Source organism: Methylophilus sp. Q8, from assembly GCF_000800115.1.
GTDB lineage: Bacteria > Pseudomonadota > Gammaproteobacteria > Burkholderiales > Methylophilaceae > Methylophilus.
This window is the reverse complement of the sequence record NZ_JUHE01000001.1, coordinates 1,350,973-1,367,838: the sequence shown is the minus strand read 5'-3', so window position 1 is coordinate 1,367,838 and position 16,866 is coordinate 1,350,973. Positions and strand designations below refer to the sequence as shown.

Below are 16,866 nucleotides of genomic sequence, written 5' to 3'. Positions count from 1 at the left end.
TATGGCCCGTGCTGCACACACCAAGTTGTTTGTTCTTGATACCAACGTTCTGATGCACGACCCGTCGTCGCTATTCAGATTTGAAGAGCACGATGTCTATTTGCCAATGGTGACATTGGAGGAACTAGACAATAACAAGAAGGGACTGACTGAAGTCGCCCGTAACGCCCGTCAGGCCAGCCGTTTTCTGGAAGAAATCATCGGCAGCATAGACACTGACAAACTGGAAGAAGGCTGCCCACTGGGTATTCAGGGTAATCGCCACCTGACCGGCAAGCTGTTCTTCCAGATGGAGCATGTGCCGACTGACCTGCCAGGCCTGGCAGGCAGCAAGGCAGATAACCAGATCATCAGCGTCGCCCTGTCCCTGAAAAAGCAGTTTTCCAAACGCAATGTCATCCTGGTCAGCAAGGATATCAATATCCGCATTAAAGCCCGCGCCATGGGCGTGCCGGCTGAAGATTACTTTAACGATAAAGTACTGGAAGACAGCGACATGCTGTATACCGGCCTGCGCGAATTACCGGAAGACTTCTGGGAAGCCCACAGCAAAGATATGCACTCCTGGCAAGAAGCCGGCCGCATGTTTTATAAAATCAGCGGCCCTATCGTCAAGTCACTGCTAATCAACGAGTTTTTGTTTTATGAGTACCACAAACCGTTCCATGCCATTGTGCGTAAAATTGAAGACAATTCAGCCGTGCTCGAAGTGGTGCATGACCACGCCAACCCTAAACACAGTGTCTGGGGCATTACGGCACGCAATCGTGAACAAAACTTCGCCTTGAACTTGCTGATGGATCCTGACATAGATTTTGTCACGCTGCTAGGCCAGGCCGGTACCGGCAAAACCCTGTTGACCCTGGCGGCGGCACTGACGCAAACATTGGATAAAAAACGCTATTCCGAGATCATCATGACCCGCGTCACCGTGCCGGTGGGGGAAGATATCGGCTTCTTGCCAGGCACCGAAGAAGAGAAAATGGCGCCATGGATGGGCGCCCTGGAAGACAACCTTGATGTATTGAACAAAACAGATGAGGATGTGGGCGAATGGGGGCGTGCTGCCACCCAGGACTTAATCCGCACCCGCATTAAAATCAAATCGTTGAACTTCATGCGCGGCCGTACTTTCCTCAATAAATTTTTAATTATCGACGAGGCGCAAAACCTGACGCCGAAACAAATGAAAACCTTGATTACACGTGCAGGCCCTGGCACTAAAGTCGTGTGCCTAGGCAATATCGCCCAGATCGATACGCCTTATCTGACTGAAGGTAGCTCTGGCCTGACTTACGTGGTCGATCGTTTCAAAAACTGGTCACATAATGGCCATATCACGCTGGTTCGTGGCGAACGCTCACGCCTGGCAGATTTTGCAGCCGAGGTCCTGTAGACGTAGTCTGCTTGAATGTGATGGTTAAAGGCTTTTATACCTTACTGATTGCCCAGTTCTTATCGGCAATCGCTGATAATGCACTCTTGTTTGCAGCGATTGCGCTGCTGGCTCAGCTCAACGCACCGAGCTGGCATGAACCGCTGCTACGAGAGTTCTTTGTCATTTCCTACATCGTGCTGGCACCGTTTGTCGGCCCGTTTGCCGATGCACTCCCTAAGGGCCGCGTAATGTTCTTGAGTAACGGCTTGAAGTTTATCGGCTGTTTAATGGCCCTGGTCGGCGTCCCACCATTGTATGCCTATGCCATGGTCGGCGTCGGCGCAGCGGCCTACTCTCCAGCAAAATACGGCATCCTGACCGAGATGCTACCGTCGAAGTTGCTGATCAAGGCCAACGCCTGGATGGAAGGCACAACCGTGACTGCCATCATCCTCGGCCCGGTTTTAGGCTCTACGCTGTCGATCAACAATCCATACATAGGCATTGCCTGCATCATGCTGCTGTATTTGCTGGCCGCAGGCTTTAACTATTACATCCCTAAAGTACCCATCGACCATAAAGTGGCACAAAAAACATTGCGCTTTTTGCTCAAGGACTTCTGGCATGCGTTTGTGACCCTATGGAAAGACCCGCAAGGCCAGGTATCGCTGGCAGTGACAACACTGTTTTGGGGCGCAGGCGCAACACTGCAATTTGTGGTGTTGCAATGGGCTGATGTCAGGCTCGGATTCTCACAACAGCAAGCCACCTATTTGATTGCAATTCTGGCCGTCGGCATTGCTGTTGGCTCCATCATCGCTTCGCGTTATGTCGAGCTGGAAAATGCCGTTAAAGTCTTGCCTGCCGGCATTTACATGGGTATTTTGGTCATCAGCATGATAGTGATCCACAGCCCTATCCTGGCCGGCATTCTGCTGTTTGTGATTGGCGTGCTCTCTGGTTATTTCCTGGTGCCACTTAACTCGTTGCTACAACATCGCGGGCATCATCTGCTTGGCGCAGGCCATTCAATAGCGGTGCAAAACTTTAACGAGAACATAGGCATTTTGCTATTGCTAGGCGCCTACACCTGGATGGTGGGGGCAAAGCTGGAGATCAACACAATCGTTGCTATTTTCGGCGTGTTTATCATCGTCAGCATGTCGTTGATCACCCTGGTGTATCGCAAACAAATCCGGCAATAAGCAGATTGAGTTTACCCAATAAAAAAGGCGCCTGAAGCGCCTTTTTTATTGCCATGCCATTAGTGCAGTTTTACATGCGGCTCAGTACGTCTTGAAATAATACGCCCGATGGTATGCACAATCACGGCAAAAATACCGTGTAATGCCATCAAATGCATCTTATACAAAGAGCGATACATCACGCGCGCAAACAGGCCCTGAATGTACATACTGCCGCCTGCAACGGTGCCCATCAGGCTGCCAACAGTCGAGTATTTACCCAGGTTCACCAATGAACCGTAATCGGTATAGTGGAATTCAGGCAATTGTGCTTTACCAGCCACGCGCGCCTTGACTGTTTTCACCAGTAAAGAAGACTGTTGGTGCGCCGCCTGAGCACGTGGCGGCACAGTGGTGTCATGGCCTAACCATGGACAAGCTGCGCAGTCACCGAAAGCAAAAATGTTCTCGTCACGCGTGCTTTGCAGATGCTGATTGACCACCAACTGGTTAATCCGGTTGGTTTCCAGGCCATCGATATCTTTCAGGAAATCTGGTGCCTTGATACCAGCTGCCCACACCACAAGTTCTGCCGGAATGGTGCGGCCACTATGCGTAGTAATGCCTTTTTCAGAAACCTCGGTCACGCGCTCACCGGTAAACACATTGACACGCAGCTTACGCAACTCTACGTCTACCGCATAAGATAGCTTTGCCGGCAATGCAGGCAAGATACGGTCGCTGGCTTCGATCAAGGAAATTTTGACGTCACGGTCCGCATCAATTTTGTCCAGGCCGTAAGCGGCCAACTCACGCGTTGTATTATGTAATTCTGCCGCCAACTCAACACCTGTCGCACCCGCGCCAACAATGGCCACTTCCAGTTGGCCAGGCTTTAATGCCTCAGGCTGGGTTTGCGCACGCAATAAAGCGTTATGCAAATAGCGATGGAATTTCTGCGCTTGCGCTTGTGTGTCCAGCGCCATTGAAAACTCGCGCGCGCCCTTAATGCCGAAATCATTGGTCGTGCTACCCACGGCAATAATCAAGGTATCGTATTTGAACGAACGACGCGCAATAATTTCATTACCATCTTCATCATGCACCGGCGCCAGCAACACTTCACGTGTGCTACGGTTGAGGCCATCCATACGGCCCAGACGAAATTTAAAATGATGCCAGTGTGCCTGCGCCAGGTACTCCAACTCATGACGGTCAGGGTCCATGCTGCCCGCTGCAATTTCATGCAGCAATGGTTTCCATACATGGGTTCTGGTGGCATCAATCAGCGTAATTCTGGCCTTTTTCTTCTTGCCCAGAGAGTCACCCAGTTTGGTCGCCAACTCAAGGCCACCTGCACCGCCACCTACAATGATGACATGGTGTAAATCATTTTCGTCTGTCACGCTCTATCCTTCAATAAAAAAGCGCGCCTGCCGTACTGCCAAGCGCGCACAACAACTTAATTATACCGTTATTCGTTACCAGTAATTTTGGCATGACTACGAATAAACGCGATAACTTTCAACACATCATCCGGTTTCAAACCATCATCTGGCGCCATCAAACCAAAACCTTTAGCACCCATACCACCATTGGTACCATGCCAAATCGTTTCAAACATTCCTTTGTTGGTTGCATTTTTGGAATAACGGAAATTTTCACCAATCAAACCAGGACCAACTGCGCCTTCACCATGCCCACCGTGGCAAGCTACACAAGAATACAGGTTAAATCTTTTTTTACCCTCTTTAATCGCTTCTTCGTTGCCGATGTAAGGGTTTTTACCCGTCGCCAAAAACTCTTTTGCTGCTGGTGTATCAAACATTTTCACGTCAATTGCCAGCGGCTGACCATCTTGTGTTGCCACAAACTGAATCGCCTTGATGTCACCACCAGCATCCGCTGCAGCACCAGATTGACCACCGTTATTACAGGCTGCCAGCATTGCGGCGAGCAGTGTAGTTAAAAGCATACTTCTCATGATTACCCCCATCTTTCCTAAGATCCATGTTCTTTGAAATAAAACGGTTTTTAATTGTTTTTTATAATCAAACCGACTGCATTTATTGTGCCACAAAAACAAAAAACGGTCACCTCAGTGACCGTTTTTATTCGTAACGAATTACTCGTTACCTGTCATGCCTACGTTGCTATTGCTACGAATGAAAGCAATCACTTTCAGCACTTCATCTGGTTTGATACCATCATCTGGAGCCATCAAGCCAAAGCCTTTAGCACCCATACCACCGTTAGTACCGTGCCAGATAGTTTCAAACATACCTTTGTTCGTTGCGTTTTTCGCGTAACGGAAGTTTGAACCGATCAAGCCTGGACCTACTGCGCCTTCACCTTTACCACCGTGACAGGCCACGCAAGAGTACAGATTGAAAATCTTTTTGCCTTTTTTAATCGCTTCATCGTTACCGATGTAAGGGTTTTTACCTGTAGCTAAAAACTCTTTTGAAGCGTCTGTATCAAACATTGCTTTATCGATACTGATGGTTGAGCCGTCTTGAGTAGCTGAAAAAGTGATATCAGCCATCGCACCTGTGGCAAATGCCATCAAGGAAATCAACAATGCTGATTTAAATGTGTTGCCTAACATGTTTTCTCCTAATCCTAAACAAAATGAGCGACGTTAACATCAAGACCCAACCAACATTAACGTATGCTCATTTAACGAATCGTTCCAGAAACGGTTGACGAATATTTCCGAAATTAATTACAGAATATTTCACTTAGCCATCTCAAAACAAGGCCACGATTCTACTGCGTTTCTTTTACCTTGTCATTAGCAACTGCCTGTTTTTAAAACTTTTTCACTATGTGTGTTACTTTTTATACACACTGTCGCCTTCAACCACTGGCACCGTTGGAATACCGTAATCTTTCAGGATTGCATCGATCTTATCTTTGTTGCGCTCCAGAGCTTCGTTGATCATCTTGATGCGGTCTTTATCTTTCATGCGCACAGCCACAGAAATATTCCAGTATTCCTTACCTTTAAGGTTCACCTTGTTGTATTCAGGAATCAGGCGTACTTCTAAAGGCACTTTAGAATGCTTGGCAAAATAGCCAGCAATTGGGCCCCACATCACAGCAACATCAATATCACCTTTCACCAGATCATCAATAATGAAGCTGGTTGGCAAATTCAAATCACGCTGCAAGCGATAAGGACGTGCATTGGTCATCAAATCGTAATCGTTCAAAGGAATCGTTGCCGGGCTTTTATCAACAATGCCGATAATGCCTTTTTTCAAATCCGGTGAATCCCAGTTGTTAATGTCATAGTTACTGTCTTTACGCCAAACGAACACATGGCCGGAGCGATAGTAAGGTTTGGATGTTCTCAAACCATCAAAATCAGAAGTCATGCCGATAATCACATCACATCGCATGGCGTTGATCGTATTACGCAAGAAGCCCTGGCGATTATAGGCATATTGAAAGGTCAATTTTTTACCGAGATCATCTGCCAGTACTTTGGCAATCTTGTCTTCGAAGCCTTCCAGCTTGATATTGGAGTAAGGCATATTGTCCGGGTCTGAGCAGACTTTAAATTCGGACTCATCCGCGACACGGCGCACTTCACCTATACGGCCTTCGTCCGGATTTAGAGAGGGGATGTCAATCTCTTCAGCAAACACCACACTTTGTGTGGCAAACATCATCGCAAACGCACCCAGAATATTCCATGTAATTCTCATTTTGACTTCATCCTTTTTTGTGATTGTTTCCTGTCGTTTTTGGAGCCTGGCTTCGCTCAAAAGTTCTACCAATCAACGACAAAGTGAATCATCTTAGCGTGAATGCGTTTTCATTTGTAGCCAAAACACATTTAATTTTATTGCGATACTTTTGAATCATGATATTCATGAAAAAAAACACCCTGCCGAAGCAGGGTGTTAGAGGAGTCAACGTATTACTACGTGTAACTTAAGACAAGCTCAAATTACAGTGAGAAAACGTTCAGTGCACCGCCGCCAGGAGCAGCGTTGTACTTAGTCAACTCTTTGTAACCACCAGCAGCACCCAGTGCGTCTGTGTCGTTGGTCATACCCAAGTTCATCGCAACACCAGCCCAACCGCCGATACCGGACAGTACGCCAACGTATTGTTTACCCTTGTTGCCATATGTGAATGCATTACCAATCACGCCGGAACCAACTTGGAATTTCCACAGTTCTTTACCGTTTTGTGCATCAACAGCTTTGAACCAACGATCCAAAGTACCGTAGAACACGATGTTAGAAGCTGTAGTCAGAGCACCGCCCCATGCAGAGAACTTCTCTTTGTTGTACCAAACTTTTTTGTTGGTCATTGGATCATAAGCGCCGAAGCCACCCATTACGCCGTCTGGACCTGCAAACATGGTCAATGTAGCACCAACCCATGGTTGACCAGCAACGTATTTGGACTCAACTGGCTCGTATGTCATACATACGTGGTTCAATGGTGTGTACACCAAACCAGTTTTTGGAGAGTAAGCAGCAGGCTGTTGGTCTTTAGTACCCAAAGCAGCTGGGCAAACACCCTTAGCGTTGTAGTCTTGGTGAGTAGAAGCAGTTGCCAATTTGTTTGGCACACCTGTTTTCAGGTCAACATCAGTTGCCCAGTTAACGAATGGGTGTACTTTTTCAGCTGCAACCAATGAACCGTTATGAGCGTTCCATGTGTAGATGAAACCGTTACGGTCATGGTGCCATGCGTAAGTTTTGCCACCTTTGTCGAACAGGATTACTTCGTTAATACCATCGTAGTCCCACTCATCGTGTGGAGTCATTTGCATGCCCCATTTAGCCACACCAGTGTCCAAATCACGAGCGAAAATTGTCATAGACCATTTGTTGTCGCCTGGACGTACATCTGGGTTCCATACGGATGGGTTACCAGTACCGTAGTAAACCAGGTTTGTACGTGCATCATATGGCCACCAGCCCCATACGGAACCGCCACCATGTTGCCAGCCGTCTTTAACAGCTTGTGGTTTCAACCAAGTACGTGTACCCAGTTCTTTTTCACCAATTTTCAGGCTGTCGTTAGCCAATTTTTTGAAAGAACCACCTTGTTTGTTACCGCCGTTTACATCTTCGTAAACTGACAGAGCATTGTAGGATGGGTTTTCTTTGTTGAAGTCAGCACCGATCAATACTTCGCTGTCTGGACCTGTAGAGAATGCTTTCCATGCCAGAGAGCCGTCTTTCAGGTTGTATGCAGCGATAAAGCAACGTACGCCGAACTCAGCACCTGAGCAACCGGTCAATACTTTGTCTTTGATTACGTGTGGAGCGTTAGTGTTAGTTGCACCAACTTTTGGATCAGTGTTCTTAACGTCCCATACTTTAGCACCGGTTTTTGCATCTAAAGCAACCAACATACCGTCGTTTTGTTGCAGATAGATTTTGCCGTCGCCGTAGCCCAGACCACGAGAAACGTTGTCACAGCACAGAACTGCTTGAACGCTTGGGTCTTGTTTAGGGAAATAGGACCAAACGATTTTTTGATTGTCGTTCAGATCCAGAGCGTATACGTTGTTTGGGAAAGCTGTGTGAACGTACATCATGTTGCCCACAACCACTGGTGAACCTTCATGACCACGGTTTACACCAGTAGCGAATGTCCAAGCTGCTTTCAGGTTTTTAACGTTACCCTTGTTGATTTGTGCCAAGGCGCTGTAACCGTTGTTGTTGTGTTGACCACGTGGATGTGCCCAGTTGTTGGCATCTTTCAACGCGGCTTCTTGGTCAGCTGCTGCGAAAGCAACCAATGGCAATGCTGCTACCAGACCCAAGGCCAGTTTGATTTTGTTAACTTGCATATTGATCTCCAAAGTTAGAACTAAGGGTTTAATATTAAGTACACGTTAAATTCTGCCACCACTAGGATTGGCAAACCAAATCTCCCGCATACTTTTCACTCCAGAGACAAGGGAAAAACTCCTGAAACACCTTAGAATTTATCACTTGCCGCATGTGAGGATTGCAATATAGAACAATTTGTTTTCAATTGCAACAGTTTGGTTACAAATCGGTTACAAATATTTCGAAATATTTTTTGTTATTTTTAAGCAAGCTTGTCATAAAATAAATTACCATTAAAAATCATACAGTTAAGAAAATAATTTATGAGCGCCCTCTATCTTTATCCTGAATGCCAGCCGTTTACAAATAGCCATATTGCAGTCAGCCCGTTACATTCAATCTATATTGAACAATGCGGCAACCCGCATGGCGTACCCGTTATTTTTCTACATGGCGGCCCCGGCAGTGGCTGCAATCCAGGACAAAGACGCTTTTTTGACCCCGCGCATTACCACATCATTTTGCTTGATCAACGCGGATGTGGTCGCAGCCTGCCAGCTGGGGAGACCATAGACAATACGACGCAAGAGCTGGTGACAGATATAGAGGCGATACGCCAGCACTTGAATATTGATCGCTGGCATGTCTTTGGAGGCTCATGGGGGAGCACGCTGGCATTAGCCTATGCAAACAGCCATCCTGACACAGTGATCAGCCTGACTTTGCGTGGCATTTTTTTGAGCAGGCAGCATGAGATAGCCTGGTTTTTGGGCCAGGTAGCGCTTTTCTTCCCGGAGGCCTGGCAGACACTGCTGGCACCGGTGCCCACCAGCCATCAGGAAAATGTCCTGGATTACTATGCCACACAGGTGTTTGACGCTGACACTACCATCAGTATTCCAGCAGCCATCCGCTGGAACGCATTTGAATCCAGCATTATGAGCCTGATCCCTAAAGCAGACAGTGCAGAGGTCAATGGCGCCGTTGAACTGGCACGGGCGCGGGTACAAATTCATTACATTCAACATTTATGCTTTGTCGATGGCGATCAAATGTTACAAGCAGCCGCGCAGCAACTGCAATCCATCCCGACGACCATTGTGCAAGGTCGTTATGACATGGTGTGCCCACCACAAACTGCCTGGGAATTAAGCAAAGTACTGCCACACGCGACCTTGGTCATGGTGCCGGACGCCGGTCATTCAGCGATGGAGGCTGGTACGTGCCAGGCTTTATTGAATGCGACGGAACAATACAAGCAACTCAGCCCCTAACAATCATCCCCAATGAAAGCGGAGTGCATGCCTGCGTTATGGACGACATTACAAACACAGTGGCACGGCCTGAAGCAGCAATTATCGGCCTATAGCTACTGCACGCCGCTGTTCGTGATAAAAACAACCTGGCAAGGTGTGGCCAAGCACAGGTTAATGGGACTTTCTGCCGCACTCTCCTTTTACGCCCTGTTCGCACTGATTCCGCTGATCGTGCTGATTTTCTTTTTAATCAGCCACCTGGTGTATTCGTCTGATTACGCCATTGTGAAATTGGCCATTCTGACCAGCAATCTGCTGCCAGAATTCAGCCAGCGCATCATGATAGAAGTGTATGAAAATACGCGCACCAAAGCCGCCTGGGGCGCGGTTGGCTTTTTTGTGTTGCTATGGACTATCACACCACTGGCAACACATATGCGCGCCAGCTTTCACCTGATTGCCAGCCGCAATGACGTGCCCTCTTTCTGGCATAAGAAATTACGCGATGTCGTCGCCGTGCTGGGTGTATTGCTGGTGTTCTTCCTGTTTACCGCCGCCGGTTTTGTGCTGGAGTCTATTATTGTTTTCTTAGCCAACCATTTGCCATCCGCATCGATCAATGTGGTCGGCTCACTACTGTCGCTTACTTTAACCACTTTATTGATTGCAGGTTTTTACCACACCTTTTGCCCACTCAATGTGCACTGGCGCCACTTGCTGTTATCCGCCCTGCTCACCGCCACCTTGTGGATGCTGATGCGCCCGGCCTTTGGTTTGTTTTTAAGTGTGAACAAAAACTTTGGCGCCGTGTTCGGCAGCATGAAGGCCATGTTTGTCTCCATCAGCTGGCTTTATCTTAATTTTGCCGTGTTTCTGGTGGGCATAGAGTTAATGGTCACACTGAGGCAAAAAGACGTCTTGCTGCTGAAAGGCCTGTTTGAAGATATCCCCAACCAGCAACACTACTTGCAGGCGCTAATGGGCAAATACGGTAAAACCTATGCGCAAGGCAGTTATGTGCTGAAAGAGGGGGATACCAGCCATCACTACTATATGGTGGTCGATGGCAGCTTGCATTTGACGCAAAAACACACTGACGGCAGCGAGAAGACACTGCGCATCTTGCAGTATGGTGATTTTTTTGGTGACATCGCCCTGTTCTCGGCGCAACCCGTAACGGCCAGCGCCGTGGTCGTCTCGCCAGAAGCATCAGTGATTGAAATTTATGCCGACTGCATGGAGAACCTGTTGCAGGAAGACCCGCATATTGCTGTGCGCCTGCTAAAACAACTCTCCCATCATGCGCAGGTAAAGAACACATTTGTATCATCAAGCGCCGTATAAACAGCCCAGTGCCTGAATAAACAACATAGATCAGCCGCGTTTTGCGCTAAATCAAGTCACACAACCATTGCAGAATTGTAAGATGTGTTACAAAATTGTAACTATCCTTGGAATTTTGCACGATGGCCATCCCACTTTCGCAAGAAATCAATACGCTGATACAACAGTTGAATCACGGACAATTTACTGCCGTCATTCAGCGGGCACGCCCATTGGCGGCGCAGCATCCGCGAGAGTTTGTCTTACACCACCTGCTGGCACTGGCGCTGGATCAGACTCAGCAGTACCCGGAGGCAGCAAGTGCATACGAAACAGCGTTGCAACTCAACCCGAAAGCCGCAGAACTGTGGTTTAACTATGCCATTGTACAAACCCAGCTTGATGCATTAGCCGCCGCCGAACAGGCTTACCGCAAAGCCATTGCGCTGAATCCGCAGTTTTTTGAAGCACATGGCAACCTGGGCACGGTGCTGCAAAAACAGGGCAAACTGGATGAAGCGATGGCCAGCTATCAACAGGGATTGCGCATCCAGCCACAAGATGCGCGCGGCCATTTCAACCTGGGCACGGTATTGCGTGACAAAGGACAACTGCAGTCCGCTGTGCAAAGCTACGAGCGCGCGATCGCACTCTTCCCCAATTACACTGACGCCTATAACAACCTCGGCGAAACCTGGCGCGACCAGGGCGATATGACCAGGGCGGTACAACATTACCAGCAGGCGCTGCAACGCAATCCACAACACCCGGGTGCCAACTACAATATGGGCGAGTTTTTATACTTGGCCAAGCGATTTGAAGAGGCGATTCCGCACTTTCAGGCCTCGCAATTGGATGACTGGCAATCCAGGGTACTTTACTGCTTATACCGTGCCGAGAAGTTCGAAGCCTTCAAGCAGTTACGCGATGACATTATTAAGCAAGGGCCACATACCGCACCGTTTATTGCGACTCTATCCACACATTACAGCCTCAACCACGACCAGGCGGACCCTTACCAGTTTTGTCCGGATGGCTTGTCGTTTGTTTATCACCGCAACCTGCCAGAGCTGGCACCGGGCAGCCCGTTACTAGCAGAATTACTGGCCAATATTGCGCAGGCCGATATCGCCGAGCGTAAGCAAGCGCGCCTGACCAATGGCAAACAGTCTGCCGGCAATTTATTCAAGCGGCCTGAAGCGGCCTTCAGGGCGCTGGGCGAGTTGGTTAAACGTGAGTTCCGCCATTACCAGGCCCAATTCAGCCAGGCTGATTGTGCCTTGATCACCCACTTCCCAGAGTCACTGGAATTCACCAGCTCCTGGTACGTCAACATGCAAAAAGGCGGCCATCTGGATGCCCATATTCATGAAATCGGCTGGCTCAGTGGCGCCGTTTATCTCGCTATGCCAGAAACAGAAGATCCGCAGGAAGGTGCTTTTGAGTATGGCACACATGGCGACCAATACCCGCAATTACATGACAATTTCCCAACGCGTTTTATCAAACCAGCCGTCGGCGATATTGTGTTATTTCCGTCATCGCTGTTCCACAGAACCATCCCCTTCCACGCCGAAGCAGAGCGCATTTGCGTGGCATTTGACTTGAAACCTGCCGCACACCTGCCAACCGCACGCAGCCAGTATTAAGCCAAGCGGCACATCCAACGTTTATCACAGCCACGATGCTGTGGCTGACTTATCAAACTGATACAGAATTTATCAAAATTGCTGATTGTAGATTCCATGGCGCAAGGTATGATACTTGATGAGGAATGGCTATTTAAACCGGCCCAGAAACAGGGCTTGCAACTGATGCAACCATCCGGAAAGATTGCGTTGCAATCCACCTCATCGCGTGTCACCTCAACCAACTCTGATGGAGTCAGCTCAATATGATTTCAGTGCGCCGGACATGCTTATTACTCCCCTTGCTCGGCATGGGTGCCAGCGGTCTGTCCCAGGCGGGGGCTGAACAGGTCCGCGAAACCAAGAGTGAGTTACTGTTTAATCTGGCGCTACTGAGCCAAATGCCCAACCGCCAGCCGCAAGACACTTATGCGATTTGTGCATTTGAAGAAGATATCGGCCATTTGAAGGCCACCGCGCTGGAATCGCAAAAATTACAGAATTTGCAGATATTTTTGGTCACTGTAAAAGCACCAACCGACGTCAAGCGCTGCAATCTGTTATATATTCAAGACTATGGCTCACAAAAGCCGCTAGAATTACAACAAATCATTCAGAAAGAATCCGTATTGACCGTGGTGTATAACGGTAATAAATTTTCTGAGTATGGGCATGTAGAAATCAATGAGCAGGATAAGCATTACCAGTTCGCCTTGCATCTGACCTCGGCAAAACAGGCCGGCATTGTATTTGACACGCGACTGATGAAACTGGCGACCAATATCATTAATTAATTTGAGTATGTTAAGACTATTACCTCACCTCAAAATTGCACACAAACTGCTGCTCACCGAACTGGTGATGACCTTAAGTATGTTGCTGGTGTTTATTGTCTTTGCGTTTGGTAGCCATTACCACAGCCTGCGCTCCCACCTGATTCGCGACATCCTGGTGCAAATGAATGTGGTGGCAAACTCGATCGGCCCCGCCGTCATGTTTGGCGAGGTAAGTTCAGCAGCCAAAACACTAGAGCCACTCACAGACAACCAGAATATCCGCAGTGTCGTCATTCTTAACCAGCAACAAAAACCGCTGCAAAGCCTGCATCCACAGCACCCCCAAAGCCCGGCGGGCTGGCAATGGTTATATCCCTACTTTGGTGACATGGAAGTGACCACGCCAATTGTAGTCAATGAAAAAACCGTGGGCAGCTTGCATGCCACCATCAAACAAGAGCAAATTGTCGATGTATTAATTGGCTTTGCCTGGTCGAATGCCATTGCCGTACTGGCGGCGGCCTTGGTCGGCTGCCTGATTATGTGGCGATTGAACCGCAATATTGTGGACCCGATTCATGCACTGCAAAGCTTTGTCAGCAAGATCACACGCAACCACCATTACGACCAGCGCATCAAGGTAACCAGCGCCGATGAAATTGGCATGCTGAGCCATGATATTAACAATATGCTGGAAAGCATTCGCCAGCGAGACGCCCAGTTACAGGCCGAACTGGAACATCGCAAAGTTATTGAAGAAAAACTGCAGTTTTTAGCCCATTACGATAAAAATACCCAGCTGCTGAATCGCCATGCATTTGAAGAAGCGATCACACGTAAAATCACCGCCACGCCAGATGACCGCAAACATATTTACCTGCTGCTGCTAGATCTGGATCGCTTCAAAATCGTCAATGATGCCTTTGGTCACAATACCGGCGACAAACTGCTGCAACAAGTGGCTCACAGGCTGCGCGGCAACATGTCGCAAGAAGACGCTATTTTCCGCCTGGGCGGTGACGAATTTGCCATATTGCTGGATGCGCCCGGACGCACGCTGATCGAGCAGGTCTGCAAACGCATTATCCAAACCATTTCTGCGCAGTTTATCGTCGACGACCATGAAATTCATATTGGTGTCAGCATCGGAATTGCGCTGTTACGGCCGGGTTTTGACTCGAAAACGGAAGTCATGAAAAATGCGGATGTGGCGCTTTATCAGGCCAAAGATGCCGGACGCAATACCTTCCGCTTTTACAGTGAATCTGATGAAGCCAACACCTCCGAGTTGCGCAACCTGCGTGAAGAGTTGCACTTCGCCCAGCAAAACCAGGAGCTGGAGCTGTATTACCAGCCGATCATCCACACACAACTGCTGAAAACCATTGGTTTTGAAGCACTGCTCAGATGGCGTCACCCGACTAAAGGCCTGCTGACGCCAGACCAGTTTATTCACCTGGCAGAAGGCTCCGGGCTCATCATCAGTATTGGCGCCTGGGTCATTCACCAGTCACTCAAGCAACTGGCGATGTGGCAGGAAATGTTCGACCGTGACTTGTTCATGAACGTGAACATTTCCTCGCGCCAACTGGATGATGACAGCTTATCGGACACCATACGCCATGCGCTGGACTTTTACCACGTGTCACCACGCACGCTCAATCTGGAAATCACAGAGTCTATGGTGATGCGCAATATTGAGTCGGCCAAGCAAGTTCTTTATTCACTCAAACAATTGGGCATAGGCATTGCCATTGACGACTTTGGTATCGGCCATTCGTCCATGAACTACCTCAAGCAATTGCCGGTCGATATCCTCAAAATTGACAAGCAGTTTACGGCGGGCATCCCGCAAGACAAAGTCGATATCGCCATTGTCGACGCCCTGGTCGCCCTGGCGGTCAGCCTTAATTTGAAAGTGGTTGCTGAAGGCGTAGAAAGCGCGATCCAGTTTGAATACCTGCAATACAAACTCTGCCACCATGTGCAGGGCTATTTATTTAGCGCCGCCTTGTCCGCCAGCCAAACCACGGCCTTCATGGCCGAGTTTCCGGAAAGTATTCCGAGCGTTTTTCGTAAAATTGCAGGGTCAGAAGTCTAAAAAATACAGGCATCGACAGTCAAAAATAGTCGGATTTAGCCGTTATATAAAAATAAACAATAAAAAGCCATCAGGGAGATATATGCTACGTTTAAAACCATCTTACTTACTCATCGGCTTGCTATTCTCAGGCTACCAATTATCCAGCCAGGCTGCCGGCTTTGCGCTGTTTGAACAAGGTGCAAGTGGCCTGGGCAACGCCTACGCCGGTGCTTCTGCCGTCGCCGAAGATGCGAGTACTGTCTTCTTCAACCCGGCCGGGATGACTTATCTGGAAGGCCGTCAGATCGTCGGTGCCTTGCATTTAATAAAGACCAATGGCGATTTTGACAATAAGAACAGTACACCCACCGGGCCAGAAGGTGGGAATCTAGGTAGCCTAGCTGCCATCCCCAACCTGTTTTACAAACAAGACATCAACGAACAACTCAAGTTTGGTTTAGGTATCAGCACGCCGTTTGGCCTCAAAACTGAATATGACAAAAACTGGCTCGGGCGTTTCCATGCCCTAAAATCAGAACTCAAAACGGTCAACATTAATCCGTCATTGGCTTGGAAACTAAACGATCAATGGTCATTTGGCTTTGGCGTCTCTGCCATGTGGGCACAAGCCGAACTTACCAGCGCAGTTAATTTAGGCGCAGCAGAATCCTCCATTAACAACAAAGGCAAAGATTGGGGCTTCGGCTATAACTTGGGAGCGATTTATCAAATCACGCCTGATACCCGATTAGGCCTGGCATTTCGCTCCAAAGTCGAGCAACACTTAAAAGGTGATGCACGCTCACCTTTTACTGCATTAAACGGAGTTCCTGGCCGGACCCTGAATACAGATATCACTGCGGATTTAACCTTGCCAGAAACATTGTCTTTCAGCAGTTTTAGCCGCCTGGATGAGCGCTGGGATTTACTGGCGGATGTGACCTGGACGCGCTGGAGCCAATTTAAGACACTCACGATCATGCGTGACAATGGCTCCAATACAGAGGTAGGCTCAACCCAAGAACACTGGAACAACACGCTGCGCTATTCTCTGGGCGTAAACTATCGTTACACAGACACCTTAAAACTGCGCACCGGTGTTGCTTATGATGAAGAGGCCATTGATAATAATCATAGAACCGCACGCATTCCTGGCAATGACCGCATCTGGCTGTCTTTTGGCGCCAGCTGGCAATATAGTCCGCAGACTAAATTTGATGTAGGCTATGCGCATCTTTTTATTAAAGAAGCCAGAATTTACGATGATCAACGGACCGCTGTACCTAGCAGAGGCCTGATTGCTGGCAAATATGATGGCAGCGCTGATATTCTCAGCATGCAATTCACACACCAGTTCTAATCCGCGCCAGGACTGAAAACACCCCTATCCAGCCGTGATTGCTGATGGCATCACGGCTGTCTCGCATGACA

13 protein-coding genes are annotated in these 16,866 nt (G+C 48.5%); 8 read left to right on the top strand and 5 right to left on the bottom strand.

Annotation, left to right across the window (positions count from 1 at the left end; all coding sequences use genetic code 11):
* Position 1: 1 nt before the first annotated feature.
* Both GQ52_RS06670 and lplT read left to right on the top strand, forming a co-directional pair.
* The gene (locus tag GQ52_RS06670; protein WP_019883524.1) at positions 2-1,396 is read left to right on the top strand and encodes a PhoH family protein; all 1,395 of its coding nucleotides are present in this window, start codon (positions 2-4) and stop codon (positions 1,394-1,396) included.
* A 20-nt stretch (positions 1,397-1,416) separates the two neighbouring features.
* Positions 1,417-2,583 carry a lysophospholipid transporter LplT gene (gene lplT / locus GQ52_RS06665; RefSeq protein WP_047516096.1) on the top strand — a complete coding sequence of 389 codons (1,167 nt, stop codon included), beginning with the start codon at positions 1,417-1,419 and terminating at the stop codon, positions 2,581-2,583.
* Between the two features lie 59 nt (positions 2,584-2,642).
* Here lplT and GQ52_RS06660 read toward each other — a convergent pair whose 3' ends face one another.
* The 5 genes from GQ52_RS06660 to GQ52_RS06640 all read right to left on the bottom strand — a co-directional run bounded on the left by GQ52_RS06660 (position 2,643) and on the right by GQ52_RS06640 (position 8,386).
* The gene (locus tag GQ52_RS06660; RefSeq protein WP_047516095.1) at positions 2,643-3,968 is read right to left on the bottom strand and encodes an NAD(P)/FAD-dependent oxidoreductase; all 1,326 of its coding nucleotides are present in this window, start codon (positions 3,966-3,968) and stop codon (positions 2,643-2,645) included.
* Positions 3,969-4,036: 68 nt separating this feature from the next.
* A complete protein-coding gene (locus GQ52_RS06655) occupies positions 4,037-4,510 on the bottom strand; it encodes a c-type cytochrome (RefSeq protein ID WP_019883527.1) in 474 nt (157 codons plus the stop codon).
* Between the two features lie 177 nt (positions 4,511-4,687).
* Positions 4,688-5,170 (bottom strand): cytochrome c, encoded by a 483-nt coding sequence (locus GQ52_RS06650; protein ID WP_024930536.1) that lies wholly within the window; start codon positions 5,168-5,170, stop codon positions 4,688-4,690.
* A gap of 226 nt (positions 5,171-5,396) precedes the next feature.
* Positions 5,397-6,275: a quinoprotein dehydrogenase-associated putative ABC transporter substrate-binding protein gene (locus tag GQ52_RS06645; RefSeq protein ID WP_019883531.1), complete on the bottom strand. Its 879-nt coding sequence runs from the start codon at positions 6,273-6,275 to the stop codon at positions 5,397-5,399.
* 245 nt (positions 6,276-6,520) lie between these two features.
* The gene (locus GQ52_RS06640) at positions 6,521-8,386 is read right to left on the bottom strand and encodes a PQQ-dependent dehydrogenase, methanol/ethanol family (protein ID WP_019883532.1); all 1,866 of its coding nucleotides are present in this window, start codon (positions 8,384-8,386) and stop codon (positions 6,521-6,523) included.
* A 306-nt stretch (positions 8,387-8,692) separates the two neighbouring features.
* Here GQ52_RS06640 and pip point away from each other — a divergent pair, with 306 nt between their 5' ends.
* The 6 genes from pip (at position 8,693) to GQ52_RS06610 (ending at position 16,795) form a co-directional block, all read left to right on the top strand.
* Positions 8,693-9,643 carry a prolyl aminopeptidase gene (gene pip / locus GQ52_RS06635; RefSeq protein WP_047516092.1) on the top strand — a complete coding sequence of 317 codons (951 nt, stop codon included), beginning with the start codon at positions 8,693-8,695 and terminating at the stop codon, positions 9,641-9,643.
* A gap of 27 nt (positions 9,644-9,670) precedes the next feature.
* Positions 9,671-10,969, top strand: coding sequence for a YhjD/YihY/BrkB family envelope integrity protein (locus tag GQ52_RS06630; RefSeq protein ID WP_235273021.1), 1,299 nt, complete (start codon positions 9,671-9,673; stop codon positions 10,967-10,969).
* A gap of 122 nt (positions 10,970-11,091) precedes the next feature.
* Positions 11,092-12,597 (top strand): tetratricopeptide repeat protein, encoded by a 1,506-nt coding sequence (locus tag GQ52_RS06625; protein WP_047516086.1) that lies wholly within the window; start codon positions 11,092-11,094, stop codon positions 12,595-12,597.
* A 245-nt stretch (positions 12,598-12,842) separates the two neighbouring features.
* Positions 12,843-13,370, top strand: coding sequence for a YfiR family protein (locus tag GQ52_RS06620; protein ID WP_019883538.1), 528 nt, complete (start codon positions 12,843-12,845; stop codon positions 13,368-13,370).
* Positions 13,371-13,377: 7 nt separating this feature from the next.
* Complete coding sequence (locus tag GQ52_RS06615; protein ID WP_047516081.1) at positions 13,378-15,453, top strand: EAL domain-containing protein; 2,076 nt, start codon at positions 13,378-13,380, stop codon at positions 15,451-15,453.
* An 82-nt stretch (positions 15,454-15,535) separates the two neighbouring features.
* On the top strand, positions 15,536-16,795 hold the full coding sequence (locus tag GQ52_RS06610) for an OmpP1/FadL family transporter (RefSeq protein ID WP_047516079.1): 1,260 nt from the start codon (positions 15,536-15,538) through the stop codon (positions 16,793-16,795).
* Positions 16,796-16,866: the final 71 nt, after the last annotated feature.

What these genes read in the sequence shown, in the direction of transcription:
- GQ52_RS06670 (WP_019883524.1), top strand. Translation starts at nt 2, where the DNA reads ATGGCCCGTGCTGCACACACCAAGTTGTTTGTTCTTGATACCAACGTT.
- lplT (WP_047516096.1), top strand. Translation starts at nt 1,417, where the DNA reads ATGGTTAAAGGCTTTTATACCTTACTGATTGCCCAGTTCTTATCGGCA.
- GQ52_RS06655 (WP_019883527.1), bottom strand. Translation starts at nt 4,510, where the DNA reads ATGCTGGCAGCCTGTAATAACGGTGGTCAATCTGGTGCTGCAGCGGAT.
- GQ52_RS06650 (WP_024930536.1), bottom strand. Translation starts at nt 5,170, where the DNA reads ATGTTAGGCAACACATTTAAATCAGCATTGTTGATTTCCTTGATGGCA.
- GQ52_RS06645 (WP_019883531.1), bottom strand. Translation starts at nt 6,275, where the DNA reads ATGAGAATTACATGGAATATTCTGGGTGCGTTTGCGATGATGTTTGCC.
- GQ52_RS06640 (WP_019883532.1), bottom strand. Translation starts at nt 8,386, where the DNA reads ATGCAAGTTAACAAAATCAAACTGGCCTTGGGTCTGGTAGCAGCATTG.
- pip (WP_047516092.1), top strand. Translation starts at nt 8,693, where the DNA reads ATGAGCGCCCTCTATCTTTATCCTGAATGCCAGCCGTTTACAAATAGC.
- GQ52_RS06630 (WP_235273021.1), top strand. Translation starts at nt 9,671, where the DNA reads ATGCCTGCGTTATGGACGACATTACAAACACAGTGGCACGGCCTGAAG.
- GQ52_RS06625 (WP_047516086.1), top strand. Translation starts at nt 11,092, where the DNA reads ATGGCCATCCCACTTTCGCAAGAAATCAATACGCTGATACAACAGTTG.
- GQ52_RS06620 (WP_019883538.1), top strand. Translation starts at nt 12,843, where the DNA reads ATGATTTCAGTGCGCCGGACATGCTTATTACTCCCCTTGCTCGGCATG.
- GQ52_RS06615 (WP_047516081.1), top strand. Translation starts at nt 13,378, where the DNA reads ATGTTAAGACTATTACCTCACCTCAAAATTGCACACAAACTGCTGCTC.
- GQ52_RS06610 (WP_047516079.1), top strand. Translation starts at nt 15,536, where the DNA reads ATGCTACGTTTAAAACCATCTTACTTACTCATCGGCTTGCTATTCTCA.